The organism is Colwellia sp. SU-HH01172, assembly GCF_057553355.1.
This window is the reverse complement of the sequence record NZ_BAAJMB010000001.1, coordinates 1,252,258-1,269,685: the sequence shown is the minus strand read 5'-3', so window position 1 is coordinate 1,269,685 and position 17,428 is coordinate 1,252,258. Positions and strand designations below refer to the sequence as shown.

Genomic DNA, 17,428 nt, shown 5'->3' with positions numbered 1-17,428 from the left:
AACCTTTGCCGACAAATTATGGTACTTACCTGTCATGTTGGCCTTTAAAAATCTAGCCAAGATAACCGATATCTTGGCTAGATACATTACACCTTAAAGGTTTTTACTTGGTCCGACAGATCTGCCGCTAACTTTGCTAATTCGTCACTGGCGGCAGAAATTTCTTTTGCCCCGTCTCCTGTTTCAACAGAAATATCACTGATTTGTACGGCTTGTTGGCTGATATCTCTTGCCACTTCACTTTGCTGTTGAGTGGCGGTAGAAATTTGAATATTCATATCTGATATCAGTGAAACCGAGGCTTCAACTTCGCTTAAAGATTGTGTAACTTCATGAGTTTTCTCAACAATACTTTTGGCTTGTTCACTACCTAAGTTCATTGAGTTTGTGGCTTTGCTTACCTTGCTCTCTAGTGACTGGATCATATTTTCAATTTCAATGGTTGAGTTTTGGGTGTTTTGTGCCAAAGTGCGCACTTCATCAGCAACCACGGCAAAACCTCGGCCTTGCTCTCCAGCTCTTGCCGCCTCAATCGCTGCATTTAACGCGAGTAAATTGGTTTGGTCGGCAATGCCTTTAATAACGACCAGAATATTAACAATGTTTGCTGTGCCGGCTTGTACTTCGTCGATCATGGTTTTAGATTCTAAGATGCCGTTGGAAAGCGCTCGGATCTGTTCTATGGTTTCATTAACCGCTGTTGAGCTAGTGTTGACCAAGCGTTTAGAGTCGTCGGCGGCATTTGAAGCTTCCGCCGTTCGACTGGTGACTTCATCGATAGATGCACTCATTTGGTTTATTGCGGTTGCGACTTGGTCTGTTGCTTGGTGCTGCTGGCTGACATTATTATTGGTGTGTGCTGTGATACTGGAAAGCTCTTGCGAGGCGGCTGCTTGCTGTTCAGCTGAAGCTGAAATATGTTCTATCATGCTTTTTAACTTAATAGTCATGTCATGCATTGCTTGTTGTAGTAGGCCTAATTCATCGCTTTGATTGATTTCGATTGTTTGCGTTAAATCTCCTGAAGAAACATACTGTGCCGCGTTTACTGCTTGTACGATGGGATTACCGATATTTTTGGCAATAAATAAACCGACCAAGGTGATAATAATCGACGCAACAATCACAATTATTGTCGATATTTTCATTAGACTATCAGCGGTCGCAAATGCCTCCGCTTCGTCGATTTCGGCAATCAAAGCCCATCGAAAGTTGTCAAGGCTCAGTGTGGTATAGGAAGACAATACGGGGTTGCCGTTATAGTCGATAATAATTTTGCTGGCCTCAATACCATTAAAAGCATCGCTAACTGCAACAGTATCAACACCGTTTTTACTAATGGTACCGGCGAATGAAGCGAGAATAGAGTGGCCTTCGGGGTCAAGAAAAGAGTCAGAGCGCATGCGTTTGTCTTGCCCTACTAAATAGGTTTCTCCCGTCGCTCCCATGCCTTCACGTTGCTGCATTATTTCATTAACTTTATTGATTGGAAATTGCAATGCCACGTAACCCATAGCGACGCCATTGCTGTCAGCTATTTTACTGAACATAAAGGCGGCAGGTTCGTTATTTGATGGCGGATAAGGTTTAAAATCGCTGACGGTCAAGACACCAACTTCTCTGCCTTTCGCTTTAATAAAGGCATCACCAATACTGCTATTCGCTAAAGCCGAACTTGCTATATTCATTCCAAGATCAGATTCTTTAGCCGCGCTAAAAACAATGGTGCCATTTAAATCGATTAAGAATAGATCATACCAAGCATTCACTTTATTGATGTTGATAAAGTGTTCAGCATATTGCTGTTCAAGTTGCTGCCACTCTTGACTTGTGATGCCGTTATTTCTTGTTATCTCGGTAAACTCTTTTAAGGCACTTGCTGTATAAGGCGAGTGATTAAGTACCAACAAACTAGATTTTAATGATGCTATGTAATGTTGTAATTGTGATTTTTTGATGGTTCTCACGGATTCTAGCTGATTGAAGGCCTGTGCTTGAATAGAGTTTTTTGCCATATTGATACTGAAAAAAGCAAAGATGATTAAGGGCAGTAGTGAAAGAGATAAAAAAGAAAAAATAAGTTTGTGATTAATTTTCTTAAATTTGAACATAGAGTTAAATACCTTATTTTCGAACATCAATATATTGATTGATATTGTTATGTTCGTTAGCTACTTCCTCCTTGGTTCGAGTGAGTCCTTTGTAATGAGCGTAACACAAAATTACAAAATATCGACTTGCCAACGCGTTTTTGTTGACAGTGATCAAAGTCATTAATTCATTGAGAAATTTTTAGTTTTTCTCATAGCTTGCTACCATAATATAATTGAGGCTTTAAAGTGAAAGTTATGTCTTTAGAAAAAATTACTGCACAAATTGCCAATTCGTCATCGCATGGTGATAAGAAATTGCCGCCTGTTGAATTATGGGATCCGCCGTTTTGTGGCGATATTGATTTGCAAATAAAAGCTGATGGTAGTTGGTTCTACAATGGCACGATATTTAAGCGCTTGTCGTTGGTTAAGTTATTCGCCTCAGTATTAAAAAAAGAGCATGAGAATTACTTCTTAGTCACACCGGTTGAAAAAATTGGTATTGCGGTTGAAGATGCGCCATTTTTAATCACGCAGTGGCAATGGCTAGATGCTGAAAAATCGCGTATGCAGGTAACAACTAATTTAGATGATGTATTTATTTTGGATGAAAACCATCCGTTAATTGCTGATGAATCAGGTAATTTATATCTAACGGTTAGGCGCAATTTAACGGCGAAAGTACACCGGAATGTTTATTACCAATGGGTTGATTTAGCAACAGAAGAGCAAAATGAAAACGGCACTGAGTTATGTTTTTACAGTGCCGAACAAAGATTTGTATTGGGTTCTTTAGCAAGCTAATTTAAATAACTCGCGAAAAGCGTTGTTTACTGACATGTTGCTTCATGTAAGCATCAAAACTCATACAAATATTACGAATAAGCAAACGTGCTTTTTGTGCAACTTGAATTTCATCACTGGTGTTGGCAACTAAACCGTCATCAATGAAGGTTTGTAATAGTGGTAAATCATCAGCAAAGTAATCGTCAAAATTAATAGCAAATTTGGCATTAATTTTGTTTTTATCTAAATATAGGTTACACATTAATTCACGGATAACTTCACCACGAATAATATCGTCAGTCGATAAACTCACGCCTTTTACTTGTGCATGCTTTTGGCTATCAATGGCTTTGTAGTAATCTTGTAACTCTTTGGTATTTTGGCTAAAGCTATTACCAATGGCACTAATTGACGAAACACCTAAACCTAGCAAGTCACAGCCACCTTTGGTGGTGTAACCCTGGAAGTTTCGGTGTAAGCTGCCATCTTTTTGTGCAATAGAAAGCTCATCTTGAGGTTTAGCAAAGTGATCCATGCCGATAAAGTCGTAGCCGAAATCACATAGCTTTTCGATGGCTAGTTTCATTAGGGCAAATTTTTCATCAACACTGGGTAGCCACTCATCTCGTAATTTACGTTGCGCCGCGAAACGTGATGGTAAGTGAGCGTAGCTAAATAGTGATATACGGTCTACGTCCATCTCATGGGCTTTGTTTAATGTACGCGTAAAGGTATCAATATTTTGATGTGGTAAACCGTAAATTAAATCAATGTTAATTGATTTGAAGCCAACTGCTTTGGCATGTGCGATAAAGTTTTCAATAAACTCTGTTGATTGCACACGGTTAATGGTTTGCTGAACTTTTTCGTCAATGTCTTGCACACCAATACTAAGGCGATTAAAACCTAAGCTATATAAATGCTCGGCCAGATCCATTTCGATTTCGCGTGGGTCAATTTCAATGCTCATTTCTACTTGCTCTGCAAAAGTAAATTTTTCTTTTAGCAGTTCAACCAGTTTGGTAATTTGTTCGTGTCGCAAAAAGCTTGGTGTACCACCGCCCCAATGCAATTGCTTTATGGTGTAATCTTTAAATAGCGGTGCTCTTGAGGCAATTTCTTCGGCGAGAAATTCAAGGTAAGTATCGGCTTTGTCACGATGACGCGTGATAACTTTATTACAACCACAGTAATAGCAAAGGCTGTGACAGAACGGAATGTGGACGTATAAAGATAACTCACGATTTGGTGATGATTCTATCGCTTGCACTAAATGGTCATGGTTGAATTGATCATGAAATTCCAGTGCCGTTGGATATGAGGTATATCTTGGGCCACTAGTATTATATTTCTTTAAAAGTGCGCTATCGAAAAATTGAGTTGCTTGCATGAGTCTTCCCGTTTATCAATCTAAGGCTATTATAGATTAACTAGCTGAGCAAACATTGATCGAGCGCAATGCTGATGATGTTATTGTGACTTATATCATTTTTATTATAACTTCATTATTTATTACAACGAGTTAGATATAGTGAGCTGTCGTGGTTTTTTAGTGTGATTGCTTTTTTGTACCACGAAGCCACTTATGTGGCTTTGTTACTTAATACGGATGAGCGTTCATTGGCGTATTGATGCAGCAATTCAAGATCACGTTTAATATCATCGGCTAATGTTGCTTCTGCCTTCATACGCTCTAAATCGAGCTTCATACGGGCTTTTTTATCAAGCTGCTTGCGTGCTTCTAAAATTGGCATATGTTTAATCGCTTCATAGAGCTGAAATATTGCTGGAAACTGCAAGTTTAGTTCTTGGCTTAACTTTAATGAATCAAGCAATACACTTAAGCGCCAACAGCCTTCTGCAAGATCACATTGTTCTTCTTTCATGGCACGGACAATAATAATAACACTCGATATTATTTTTTTGTCATGTTGCTGATGTGCTTGTTTTTGGGCTTTTTCTGCGTGTACTTGTGCCCGTTTTTGCTGATCCAATTGTCGTAATAACTTAGTGGCAATGGCCGCAAGCACACCAATAATAACAATGCCTAATAACGCAAGATAAAGCCATGGATTGGAAAGCATGTTTTATCCTTATTCGAATCGTGATAAGTCACTGTTGTCAATTTTGTCCCAAAGCTCATCTTCAGAGCCGGCTTTGGTATTCGTGACCATGATTTCGTCTTCGTCGTCAGCGCCTAACTCTTGACTAATTTTTTCATGTTTTTCCATTAGTTCATTATAGTAGTCGACTTCTTCTGCTGTTAACGCTTGGTCATTATCTTGCTTTTCAAGTATTTCTTGCAACTTAGCATCTTGCTCAATACGAGTAAGTTGCTCTGCTAAGGTTTCGCTTGTTTCGACAGCGCGGATAGCGGCAATTGGTGAGCTTTCTTGAATTTTCTTAAGCGATTTTGTTGTAACCGTTTGTGGCTTACTTGGTGTAGCAAGGGGTTTACCCAAATCGATCGGCGTTTTACTGCCAATACGGGGATCTTTTTTTACTTTTGAGTTTTGTTTGTTACTCACGCTAGCCGTTGCTTCTTTTTGTCGATTACCTGCTTCCTTGCCAGTTTTTTTCTTTGGCTTACGAGGTACCGGTGTGGCTAATTTCTTTTTATCATCTTTAACAACACCAATTGAACCAGTACCTGGTTTGCGCGATTTTTTCGTACGAGACATAACAATAAACTTAAAATAATGAACACTTATGGGTATTTTACGACATTACGAACCAAACAGCGATAGAAAGAAAAAAGCGACGTTAAAAACGTCGCTTTTGGAGAAGAATGTAGTATTTCACTACATAGATAGTTCCGATTCTTAAATGGTTATCCTAACCTTTTGATACAGTCCCTGTGAATTTGACAGTTTCCAATCTTATTATAATATCTTCCGTGTTTAATTTTATTTTTCTCGGTCGTCCTGACGCTTTCTATGGCTATCCGTAATGCCCTTCTGGACTAAATATAACAATACTCTTCATGAGTTTTAGTCAACAATCCTTGTTTAAAAATAGTATTCTGCGTTTTAAACGCTTATTGCTTTCCATGCAATATCTATCCGTTTTGTGTAATGCTGCTTTAGCAGCTGCCCTATACTTTACTGAAGTTATTTAATGCAGCAAGCGCTTTTTATCGTTTATTTATTGTACGAAAAGACAATATTTTACAAGCATCTGTTTTTAAATGTAATTTTTATGTAAATAGATGTTATTTTTTTTTGTATTTTAGTTATTTAGTGGTCAATGTCTTACAAAAATAATGGTGAATGTAAGTAATTTACTCGTTATGCTATGAATACTAAATTCGTTACGAAACCCTTCGTTATTAAGGGCTGTAGCGAAACTTCAATATTTTATCTATGAAATAGTGAGTGGTAGGCGAGATATTTGCGGGTAACATACAAAAGCAACCCGCAGCATTAAATTACTCGGGTTAATCTTCTTGTTGATGCAACCATGCAGCGTGTGTGGGGGCTTTTTTCGTTTGTGACCACTCTTCTACCATCAAAGGGGCTACACGTTTAAGCTCTTCGTATTGCTCAGCTGTGCCGGTATTGGCGGCTAGTTCTAGCCGATGACCGTTAGGATCGAAGAAGTAAATCGACTTAAATACTCCGTGATTCACCGGCCCTAACACCTCGATTTCTTGCGCTTGTAACTCTGCTTTTGCTGCCACTAATGCGTCAACGTTTTCAACTTCAAGAGCGATATGCTGTACCCACTGTGGTGTGTTTTCGTCACGGCCCATATCTGGAGAATTAGGGATTTCAAAGAAAGCCAAAACGTTGCCCATACCGGCATCTAAAAATATATGCATGTAGGGATCTGGGGCTTTGGTTGACGGTACTTCATTTTCTGCTATGGCAACGGTAAGTTCCATATTCAAATGTTTTTGGTACCAATCGACAGTTTCTTTCGCGTCTTTACAGCGATAAGCGACATGATGGAAGCGTTTTAAATTAATCATAATAGTGTTATTTATGCGATTCTCGAATGAGCTAATTTTTACCATAACTCATTTCAGTGCCCTAATTTTCTGGTTAGTTTAGTACATTTATGTTGTCAGCATATGCGTACGCTTTAGTTTACATTCTTGTTCTACATGTGAAGTTTCCACAATAATTAACTCTGGCGTTGCCAAGCTTTGACTAAGTTGTCATCGACTACTTTGAACGCTATGCCCGATAGCGGAGAATCGGTAACTTGACACTTTGACTGTAATAATTGGTCATCACGAAAAAAGTGGCAGTTCAACTTCGTATCCTTTGGTGTGTGTTCAAGTAATGACTGCAGTGAACTTTCCGTTACTTTTAAGCCATCGACTGCAACGAGTATGTCATTAACCGCTAGTCCTGCCAGCGCAGCGGGAGAATTTTCTAACACTTGCGTGACTTTTAAACCGATTTCTTGCGCTGTAAAGCTAGCCCCTAGATAGGCTTGATATTGCTCAGTAGCAATCGTTTCTAAGCTATTTATTTTTTTGAATTTTTGTCGTTGCAATTGCACGCCAAATTTTGCTAAATCATCGGTTAAATCAATACGTTCACTACTATATAAATGGTGTTTAAATTGTGAGGAAATGTCTTCATTACAAAGTATATTGGCGATATTGATAAAGTCATCTTCACTAGTACCGATACTAGTGCGGCCAAAATGGATCCATAATTCTCGCATCAAAGTATCTAAGCTGTACTGATCGTTCGATTTGCTACGAATGGTTAAATCCAGCCACAACGCAATCAGAGAGCCTTTGGTGTAATAACTGACAATATTATTAACCGCATCTGGGCCTTGTTGATAAAACTTGGTCCAAGCATCAAAACTTGATGCGGTAACACTTTGTTTTAATTCGCCCGCGCCGCGATAAACGCGAGTGGCTGTTTTTGCTAATAAAGCGAGATAGTCATCAAATTTAATTAACCCCGTTCGATAGAGAGAAAAATCATCGTAATAAGAGGTAATGCCTTCAAAAGCCCATAATTGCTTGGTATAAACTTCTGTTTGTAAGTTATACGGGGTGAACTCTTTTGGTTTGATACGACAAACATTCCAGGCATGAAAATACTCGTGCGAGCATAAGCTTAAAAAGGTTTTGTAATTATCGCTAAATTCGGCAGCAGGCTGCTGTGGGTTAGGCAAGTCGAAGCGACTCGCCTGTAATACGGTTGAGTTTTTATGTTCTAGTCCACCGAAACCACTTGCCTGTAAATGGGTAATAAACCAGTATTCTCGAAAAGGAGCTTCAGCAAATAAGTTAATATGGTGTTGGCATAATTTACTAATATCATCTGCTAAACGTGTGGTATCGCCATAGTGTTTACTGGTAAATACTAAATGATGCACCACGCCCTCAACAGTAAATTCTGTACTGTCAAATTCGCCGATGGCAACAGGACAGTCGATCAAATGTTGATAATCATCAGCAATATAGCGACCAAACTGGTATTTTTCGGTTGCTTTGGCACGTGTTAATCCTGTTGCGACTCGCCATGTTGAGTGTTCAGGTGCGGTAGATTGTTCAATGATAAGTTCGCAGGGTAAATGGTTCAGTTCTTCGACCTGTAAGAAGGTTGAACTGCCGTTAAAAAAGCCTCGCTGGCTGTCCAGGTATGCGGTTCGTACAGAAAGATCAAAAGCAAATACTTGGTACTTGATCTGAACTTGTTCACTGGTCGCGGTAAATGACCAAGTTTGTTTGTCACTTTTTCGCAATGATATTGCTTGCTGTTGCTCGTTAGATGCCTGAATTTCAATAATATTTTTTGCAAAATCTCGGATCATATAACTGCCCGGCAACCAAGCAGGTAAAGATAAAGTATAGCTTTGTGCCAACGTAGTTTTAAATGATAAAGACACTTCAAATAAGTGACTATTTGGCTTGAGCGGGGAAATTCGATATTGGATCATAGAGGCACAAATGTTGAGTAGATATTTGTGCCTCAATGTAACAGAGTTAAGGCGATAAAACAGCTAATCCATTAGCTAAAACGCTAGCTTAATATCACGGTTTTATCATGGTTCAAACAAATGCGCTGTTCGGCATGCATTTTTACCGCATGGCAAAGGGCAGTTGCTTCGAGATCGTGGCCTAGATGTACCATTTGTTCAATGGTAAAGGTGTGATTAATAGGCTTAACTTCTTGGACAATAATTGGTCCTTCATCTAAATCAGCAGTAACATAATGCGCGGTTGCACCGATAACTTTAACGCCGCGTTGATGTGCTTGATGATAAGGTTTTGCTCCTTTGAAGCTGGGTAAAAATGAGTGATGAATATTAATTGCCTGACCACGTAAGCTGTTACACAGTTCATCAGACAATATTTGCATATAACGGGCAAGTACCAGTAAATCACCCTTATATTGTTGATAAAGTGCTAAAAGCTGTTGTTCTTGCTGGGCTTTGTTGCTTTTATCAATTGGCAGGTGATGAAAAGGCACATTATGCCATTGTGCTAATGGCTGACAATCTGTGTGATTTGAGGTAATGGCAACAATGTTGACAGGTAATACTCCTGCTTTCCATTTAGTCAGTAAAGAAACTAAACAATGGTCGTCTTTCGATACCGCAATTACCACATTGGGTACGTTATTACGTTCGCGTAAGTGGTATTGCATATTTAACGGTTTTGCTAACAAGTCTAATGCTTGAGTAAATTCATCTATCGTGACATTTAATTCCCGATCATCAAAAGCGATGCGAGAAAAAAAGGTCTCTGTATAAGGATCACTGTACTGGCAAGTTTCGGTAATAAATGCACCATGTTCGAAAAGGCTTTGGGTGATTTTAGCGAGTACGCCCGAGGTGTCTGGGCACTGCCAAGTCAAAATGTAATGATGCGTATTTTCCATGTTGTTATCAGTTTTTAATTGCAATGACTTTGCAGTGTGTCACTTCATTTAAGTGATGATAAATACTTTTCCGCTATATGCTAATGCCTTTTCAAAGCACGAATTATTTGCGCTTAATTTAGCTCGTTTTTGTGTTTTATATAGAGCGCTTCGACTTTAGTGCGAGCCCATTCGGTTTTGCGTAAGAACTTTAAACTTGAATTAATACTAGGGTTGTCAGTGAAGCAACGAATTTTTATGTGTTCACTAAGATAGGGAAAGCCAAAGTGTTCAACGAGTTGGGTAACAATGGTTTTTAGCGTTACACCGTGCAGAGGATTATAAGGTTGGTTGTCCATATTTGCATACCAGAGAAATATTGAGTCGCTATTCTAGCATCAAATATGAGGTGGTGAACATCGTCATTCCTTGCCATTCATGGCACCATGACATACCGCTCATCCTGAATATAAAAAACGACGCCAAAGCGTCGTTTAGTTTCTATTTACTTGCATTTTTTATAAATTTAACTCAAGTGCGCAGCTAAGTCTTCACTGCCACCAATGTGCTGACCATCAATAAACACTTGTGGTACAGTATCAGCGTTAGTGATTGCTTTAAACATGGTTAAATTTACGTCTTTACCAACTTCTAGCTCTTCAAATGTTAGACCTTTTTCTGTTAATAGCGCTTTCGCTTTTTTACAGTAAGGGCAAGTTGGTTTGCTAAACACAGTAATTGCTGATGTTTGACAAGCGGCAGGGTTAATATGATTTAGCATAGTATCTGCATCTGAAACTTCAAATGGGTCGCCTGGCACATCAGGTTCGATAAACATTTTTTCAATTATGCCATTCTTAACGAGCATGGCATAACGCCAGCTACGTTTGCCAAAACCTATTTCTGCCTTGTCAACTAACATCCCCATAGCGTCAGTAAAGTCGCCATTACCATCGGGAATAAAGCTAATGTTGTCGGCGTCTTGGTCTTGTGCCCAAGCATTCATAACAAAGGTATCATTAACCGACATACAAATAATTTCGTCAACGCCATTAGCGAATAATGTTGGCGCTAATTCGTTATAACGTGGTAAATGTGATGATGAGCAGGTTGGGGTAAATGCGCCCGGTAGTGAAAAAACCACCACAGTTTTATTGCTAAAAATTTCATCGCTACTACGTGTTGTCCATTCGTCGTTTGCGCGTAAAGTGAAAGTAACATTTGGGACTTTTTGTTGCTCTTTATTTTCTAACATAATGGCTCCGTTGGCTGATCTTTATATAATATTGCTGTTTGCTATGGAGGTATTCTCCGCTCTATCGTCATTTAAGTAAAATGATTAATATTGAACTTAACAATCTAAAAAATAGATTAACAAGCAAAAAACCTTTGATTGTATAGTGTAGCAATAGCTTAGTCATTTTTACTAAGCCAGTGATTTATTTCTTCAACAAGTAAGTTGATTTGGATAATCAGTTCAGTGGCGCTGAGATTCATTTGCTGTTGCTCATGGCTTTGCGCGCATCGTTCTGTTTGCTGCGCAATAGCATCAAGCTTTTGACCACATAAGTAACGAATACTACCTTTTATTTTATGGACAATGGCTTGAATATTAGGGTATTCCAAAGCAACGAGTGCTGACTGGAAGTCATTTTTATCTGTTGACCATGAGTTAATAAACAGGCTTGCAATATCTCGGCTTAGTTCAACATCATCGCGATTGGCTATCAGCAAAGCTTGCGGCTCAAATAAACGGTAATTTAGCTCAGAAGCTGTTTGCTCTTCAGTCTCATTTTGCATTTTCTGTAACTGTCGATAGGCATGGTTGAGCTTATTGGTGATTTGTTCTTGTGGACATGGTTTGGCCATATAATCATCGAAGCCAGCGGCTAAACAAGCCTCAGCGGCGCCACTTAGGGCATCGGCAGTGACGGCAATTAACCATAGCGGTTGAATACCTTTACTGGTACTGAGGCGTTTTGCTAGTTCAAAGCCATCTAAGTTTGGCATATGACAATCAGATATAATGATGTCATACGGTTGTTTGCTATGCATTTCTAGGGCTTGTTGGCCATCATAGGCAATATCTGCAAATATTTTTAAACGTTCAAGCTGCGCACTTAACACTTTAATATTAACGAGGTTGTCTTCGGCAATTAATACTCGAATATTGCCGAATCGCGGGTCGTCTTGGGTATTTACGATCCGAAGGTTTTCTCGCCTATTTTCAGTGCTTTTATGCGCCACCGCTCGCTTGAGTTTTAAGGTAAATGAAAATGTGCTGCCTTTATTTTCTGTCGATGCTAATTCAATTTTGCTACCCATAGCCGTCGCTATTTCTTGGCAAATACTTAAGCCTAAGCCGGTACCACCAAAATTTCGGGTAATTTCGTCATTTGCTTGAATAAAGGGTGTAAACAAAAAGGCTTGTTTATCTTCGGCGATACCTATGCCGCTGTCTTGCACGGCAATCTTAATCGAGTGGTAGGTGTTGTTATTGCTGAATGTTTCATCGAGAAATTCAATCGATAGCTTAATGTGACCACTTGGGGTAAATTTTTGTGCGTTACTCAGTAAGTTATTGAGGATTTGCGTTAAGCGAGTTGGGTCTGTGTAATAGCTATGAGTAATGTTGCTATCAATTTCCAACTCAATAGGGACATGATTTTCATTTGAGATATGACTAATGCTATCAATGACATCTTTGGCAATTAACGGTAAATTGACTGCCACAGATTCAAGCGTTAATTTGCCCGCTTCAATCTTAGAAAAATCTAACACGTCATTAATTAAGGCGAGTAAATTCCGAGCTGAGCCTTTTAGAGTCATTAGCAGCTCTTGTTGTGACTGGTTAAGATCGGTAAAAGATAGTGATTCAGCCATACCTAATACACCATTCATTGGGGTGCGAATTTCATGGCTCATGCGCGCTAGAAAAGTTAGTTTTTCTTGCGCGGATTGCTCGGCTTTTGCTCGGGCAATTTCGGATTGTGATAGCGCAAGGGCAATTTCACGTTGTTCTGCTTTCTTGACGCGACGGCGTTGATAGTTAAGCCATATCATCAGCAATGAAATTAATACGATAAGCATTAAAAACCAGAGAGCATTTCGATAGGTAACAGCAATCTCATCACTATTAGTTTGTTGATTAAAAAAAGCTGATTTATTCCATTTTTCATAGATGTCATCTAAGCGCAATGCTGAAATATCATTAATTGCCCGATTTATTACCGTCAGCAGTGGGCCGCTATCTTTGTGGCTAGCGAAAGTAAAATGAGCGTCTGGTAAAAAATTAGGCAGCGGCAGGCTTGTTAAGCTAGAAAGTTGCATTTTTTTGACTAAATAAGCCGATGATAAAGACTGACCAATAAATGCATCTGCCTTGTTGTTGGCTACCGCTAGAATAGCTTTATTAATATCTGCGTAATGCTGAAATTGCGCATCTGGGTATTTTTGTTGTAAATATTGGGTCGAGGTTAGCTGTTCAACAATAGCTATGCGTTTATTCGCCAGTTTTTCGGTATTTATTGCTAAGCGATCATTTACCCTAAAAATTACGCTGTGATTAGCTTCAAGATAGGGTATTGAGAAGTTAAAAAATTCTTCATAAGCAGGGTTACGTTCAATATGAACAAGTATATCGGCATCTTTGTCTTTGATTTTTGTGATAGATTGCTGATAGTTCTGAACATATTGTGGTCGAAAAACTAAGCCGGTTTTTTCGGTAATGGCAGCTATTAGGTCAATGGCATAGCCACGCTCGGTAATGTTATTGAGGTTTTTTGTGATGATATAAGGCGGCGAACCTTGCTCTAAAACGGGATATTGCAGTTCATTATGGTCAATTAAGTATTGTTTTTCATGTTCCGACAAATCTTGCAGATAGTTGCCCAAGGTAATATTGATGGTGCCGTTGCCACTAAAGGCATATTTCTTTCGCCATAATTGTGCTTGTATTGCTCCAACAGCACGCAAACTTTCATTAATCCTATAGAGCAAGTTTCGATTGTTTTTCCGAGTAACAGCGTGAAAATAAATTTTAGGGGACTCGTCAAAATTTACCGAGTAATTGTTAAACAAGTTTCTTTGTTTGAGCTGTTTGGTTAAATTCCAAGGTTCAACGGAATAAAGTACATCATATTGAGCAATGTTATTAAGCAAGCTGGTAATCGAAGGGTAATAATGGCGCTCGATGTACTTACTTAAATAGCTTAAGGTGCTTGGGTTATTGCTGTGAATGCCAACCTTTATATTGCCATTATTATTGGTATTGATTCGACGAAATACGCGTTGTTGGAAATTAGCAAATGGCACGCTGTATAGGACATTTTTTTGTTTCTCTTCAAATATGGAAATTGCGGCAACATCTATTTTGTTGCTTGCTAAGGCGGTATATATGTCTCTTGACGGAAGATAGATGAATTCTATTTTTTGCTGATTATCTATTGCCCATATTTGCCAATATTCCCGCAAAAACTGCGTTAATCGCTGTAATTCACTATTACCAGTGCGAGCAATAGCTTCATGGCTTGGCAAGCCAATGCGTAATGCTGGCTGCTGAACTATTAGGTCATCAAATGTCTCGTTGGCTTGAATAGGCAAGCAAAGAAATAGCACTAGCAGAGAAAATAGTTGCAAAAGATAATTTAACGGTGATTTTTTCAAGGCCATTTAGGTGATTACTCGACATTCAACTACGGATAAAATTTATCGATAGGCAGTGGCTATCAAGCTAATATTGTAACTGGAATATCAGCAATAACGAGCGGATTTACACTTCAGTAGCAATTTAATATGGCTGAGTTACGCTTGGTTAACAAAACTCAGCTAAGCAAGTAACAATTGTGAAATTATTCCTAGTAGGCTCGTTGACAAGTATATAATTACTGACCGTTTATATGTTTAAGATTGCAATAACTACCGCTGCGAACTTGAAACAATGCGAAAGAAAGCAATAGAAAGTATTTTATGTTCTGATTGCAGCATGTTAAATTACCAATATCAAAGTTGTATATACAATTTAAGAGGTTCAAATGTCAGAGAGTTATCATTTAATTAAAGGCACTGTGCCGTTATTAATCAGCATGCCGCACAATGGTGAGGAAATTCCCGCCGATATTGCCAAAGTCATGACAGATAAAGGTCTTGAGGTTGCAGATACCGATTGGTATATGGACCGCTTATATGCATTCGCACAACAACTTGGCGCCTTTATTCTTGTGCCCAAATATAGCCGATATGTTATTGATTTAAACCGTGACCCTGATGGTGTTGACTTATATCCGGGTGCTAATAGTACCGAACTTTGCCCGACCACAGCCTTTGATTTATCGTCGCTTTACCAAGATAACTTGGCGCCTAATGCCGCACAAATTCGCCAACGTGTTATAGATTACTGGCAGCCATATCATCAAATATTGTCGTCAACGTTAGAATCAATTAAACAGCAGTTTGGTCAAGCCGTATTACTTGAAGCGCACTCTATTCGCTCAGAAGTGCCACGCTTTTTTACCGGACAATTACCGGATTTTAACTTTGGTAGTTCTGATGGAAAAAGTTGTTCTTCGGCGTTGCTTGAAGCGGTAACTAATCTTGACTATGCACCATATTCTATGGTTTGCAATGGCCGCTTTAAAGGTGGTTATATTACTCGTGCTTATGGTCAACCAGCAAAGAACATTCATGCCATACAGCTTGAGTTATCACAGCGAACTTATATGGATGAACAGGCGATGACTTACCGTGAAGAGTTCGCGCAACAAGTGCAACCTAAGCTAGAAGCTTTGGTACAAACCTTGATTGATTTTGCCGAAAAGCCAGCAGAGAAATAGGGGAGATTCATGAAACTATTTGCAGATAAAATTTTACTTGCTAGCGGCTGGGTTTCAAAGCAAACATTAACAATAGAACAAGGCGTGATTACTGACATTTCTTCAGGGTTTGTTGAAGGGGCTGAATGTGCACAAGGGGTTGTGATCCCCGGCATGGTAAATTGTCATTCGCACGCATTTCAACGTGCTTTTGCTGGTTTTAGTGAGCAAGGCAGTGAGGGCAAAGACAGTTTTTGGACTTGGCGTAATATTATGTACAAGTTCCTTGAGCAATTAACTGCAGAAGATGCGCAAGTTATTGCCAGTCAATTATATATAGAAATGCAAAAAATGGGCTATACCCGTGTCGCAGAATTCCACTATCTGCATCATGATATTGATGGTGAAAACTATTCCAGTTTATCGACCATGGCTCAGGCCATATTCGCCGCAGCTGAGCAATCAGGCATCGGGCTAACATTGCTACCGGTACTTTATCGATTTAGTGGTTTTGGTGCACAACAGCCCAACAATGGTCAAAAACGATTTATCAATTCTGTTGAGCAATTTAATCACTTAGTTAGTGAGTGTTTTGACGTGGCGAGTTCTCAAGCGAATAGCAATGTAGGCATTGCGCCGCATTCGTTGCGCGCCGTTGATAAAAGCTCTTTGCTAGCTGCGGTGACTCATGTTCGCTCGCTTGACCCGCAAGCTCCCATTCATATTCATATTGCCGAGCAGCAAAAAGAAGTTGATGATTGTCTTGAACATTACGGCCAACGGCCAGTGCAGTGGTTATTAAACAATGCAGATTTAGATAAACATTGGTGTTTAATCCATGCCACGCACATTGATGAACAGGAGCGAAAAGGCATTATTGCTAGTCAGGCTATTGCCGGTATTTGTCCGACAACGGAAGCTAACTTAGGCGATGGTATTTTTCCGACCGATGAATTTCTTAACGATAACGGCACATTTGCTATTGGCTCAGACAGTCATATTTCGGTCAATCCGATCGAAGAGCTGCGTTGGTTAGAATATGCTCAACGTTTGAGTAAACAACAGCGTGCGCTATTGGCAACGGCTGAGCAGAAGTCTGTCGGTTTAAATTTATGGCAGCAGGCTGCACTTGGTGGCGCGCAAAGTACTAATAGTAATACCGGCGAACTAGCGATAGGTAAGCAAGCAGATTTAGTGGTGTTAGATGATAGTCAATTGCGTTTATTTGCTCATGATGATGAGCATCTGCTTGACAGTGTCATTTTTGCCAGTCAGCAAAACCCCGTTCAAGATGTCATGGTTAATGGCCAATGGACTATTCGTGATGGCAAGCACGCTCTAGAACAAAGCTGTGCCGATAAATTTGCTAGCTTGTTATCAAAGTTGTCAGCATAGGCAGTGAGAGTTAATCTAGGCGATTAGCGGTTAGGTTAATCGTCTAGATATTAAATAACCTGAGTTCAGGTTAATTACAGTAAACTGCTGTATTTACTAATGACTTGGCAGACCTTTGCTAAATTATCACGGTGTAACTTAGGCGTTTGTTTGTTGGTGTCACAATACTGCTGATAAAAATCTTTAACACTTTGACGACTTGTAGTGATTTCGGCAACATATTCTTTTTCTTGTTGATTAAATTGCGCAAAATCCCGTTGTAAATCTTGATAGACTTTGTCGGCTTTTAATCTGATTTTGGTATCGGTAGCGTCAGAAAAATAGCTCAGTACCATAGTTTTTTGCTCGAGCAACCAAGTGTTGAGCTTTTCATTTGGATAAAAATGAAAATATAAAGCGCCCGCCACGATTAAGATCAATAATTTTTTCATACTCTACCTTATAATCAAGATGTGCGTATAAATAACAAGCAGTTAACGCGTGATTAATTTATAGCTTACATGGAACATTA

At 39.3% G+C, this 17,428-nt stretch carries 14 protein-coding genes; 3 read left to right on the top strand and 11 right to left on the bottom strand.

Going from position 1 to position 17,428, the window contains the following annotated elements; genetic code table 11:
* Nucleotides 1–86 precede the first annotated feature (86 nt).
* On the bottom strand, nucleotides 87–2,015 hold the full coding sequence (locus AC27JP_RS05630; RefSeq protein WP_487112869.1) for a methyl-accepting chemotaxis protein: 1,929 nt from the start codon (nucleotides 2,013–2,015) through the stop codon (nucleotides 87–89).
* Nucleotides 2,016–2,348: 333 nt separating this feature from the next.
* Between AC27JP_RS05630 and AC27JP_RS05625 the strand changes: the two genes are divergently transcribed.
* The gene (locus AC27JP_RS05625; RefSeq protein WP_487112867.1) at nucleotides 2,349–2,897 is read left to right on the top strand and encodes a DUF1285 domain-containing protein; all 549 of its coding nucleotides are present in this window, start codon (nucleotides 2,349–2,351) and stop codon (nucleotides 2,895–2,897) included.
* Between the two features lies 1 nt (nucleotide 2,898).
* Here the strand turns inward: AC27JP_RS05625 and hemN are convergent, their stop codons facing one another.
* From hemN to AC27JP_RS05580, 9 genes are all read right to left on the bottom strand, one after another.
* Nucleotides 2,899–4,269 (bottom strand): oxygen-independent coproporphyrinogen III oxidase, encoded by a 1,371-nt coding sequence (gene hemN, locus AC27JP_RS05620; RefSeq protein WP_487112865.1) that lies wholly within the window; start codon nucleotides 4,267–4,269, stop codon nucleotides 2,899–2,901.
* Nucleotides 4,270–4,462: 193 nt separating this feature from the next.
* Complete coding sequence (locus AC27JP_RS05615; RefSeq protein ID WP_487112863.1) at nucleotides 4,463–4,963, bottom strand: DUF2489 domain-containing protein; 501 nt, start codon at nucleotides 4,961–4,963, stop codon at nucleotides 4,463–4,465.
* 9 nt (nucleotides 4,964–4,972) lie between these two features.
* Nucleotides 4,973–5,560, bottom strand: coding sequence for a Der GTPase-activating protein YihI (gene yihI, locus AC27JP_RS05610; RefSeq protein ID WP_487112861.1), 588 nt, complete (start codon nucleotides 5,558–5,560; stop codon nucleotides 4,973–4,975).
* Nucleotides 5,561–6,315: 755 nt separating this feature from the next.
* The gene (locus AC27JP_RS05605; RefSeq protein WP_487112859.1) at nucleotides 6,316–6,849 is read right to left on the bottom strand and encodes a VOC family protein; all 534 of its coding nucleotides are present in this window, start codon (nucleotides 6,847–6,849) and stop codon (nucleotides 6,316–6,318) included.
* 155 nt (nucleotides 6,850–7,004) lie between these two features.
* Entirely contained in the window at nucleotides 7,005–8,789 is a 1,785-nt protein-coding gene (locus AC27JP_RS05600) for a M61 family metallopeptidase (RefSeq protein ID WP_487112857.1), read from the bottom strand.
* 83 nt (nucleotides 8,790–8,872) lie between these two features.
* Nucleotides 8,873–9,733, bottom strand: a complete 861-nt coding sequence (gene purU, locus AC27JP_RS05595) for a formyltetrahydrofolate deformylase (RefSeq protein WP_487112855.1) — start codon at nucleotides 9,731–9,733, stop codon at nucleotides 8,873–8,875.
* A 113-nt stretch (nucleotides 9,734–9,846) separates the two neighbouring features.
* Nucleotides 9,847–10,071 (bottom strand): VF530 family protein, encoded by a 225-nt coding sequence (locus tag AC27JP_RS05590; RefSeq protein ID WP_487112853.1) that lies wholly within the window; start codon nucleotides 10,069–10,071, stop codon nucleotides 9,847–9,849.
* 167 nt (nucleotides 10,072–10,238) lie between these two features.
* Nucleotides 10,239–10,967, bottom strand: coding sequence for a glutathione peroxidase (locus tag AC27JP_RS05585; RefSeq protein ID WP_487112851.1), 729 nt, complete (start codon nucleotides 10,965–10,967; stop codon nucleotides 10,239–10,241).
* 158 nt (nucleotides 10,968–11,125) lie between these two features.
* Nucleotides 11,126–14,383 carry an ATP-binding protein gene (locus AC27JP_RS05580; protein WP_487112849.1) on the bottom strand — a complete coding sequence of 1,086 codons (3,258 nt, stop codon included), beginning with the start codon at nucleotides 14,381–14,383 and terminating at the stop codon, nucleotides 11,126–11,128.
* Nucleotides 14,384–14,745: 362 nt separating this feature from the next.
* Between AC27JP_RS05580 and hutG the strand changes: the two genes are divergently transcribed.
* Together hutG and AC27JP_RS05570 are read left to right on the top strand one after the other, a co-directional pair.
* Nucleotides 14,746–15,543, top strand: coding sequence for an N-formylglutamate deformylase (hutG, locus tag AC27JP_RS05575; protein ID WP_487112847.1), 798 nt, complete (start codon nucleotides 14,746–14,748; stop codon nucleotides 15,541–15,543).
* 9 nt (nucleotides 15,544–15,552) lie between these two features.
* Nucleotides 15,553–16,917 carry a formimidoylglutamate deiminase gene (locus AC27JP_RS05570; protein ID WP_487112845.1) on the top strand — a complete coding sequence of 455 codons (1,365 nt, stop codon included), beginning with the start codon at nucleotides 15,553–15,555 and terminating at the stop codon, nucleotides 16,915–16,917.
* A 74-nt stretch (nucleotides 16,918–16,991) separates the two neighbouring features.
* On the opposite strand, the gene AC27JP_RS05565 is transcribed toward AC27JP_RS05570, so the two are convergent.
* Entirely contained in the window at nucleotides 16,992–17,348 is a 357-nt protein-coding gene (locus AC27JP_RS05565) for a hypothetical protein (protein ID WP_487112843.1), read from the bottom strand.
* Nucleotides 17,349–17,428 lie beyond the last annotated feature (80 nt).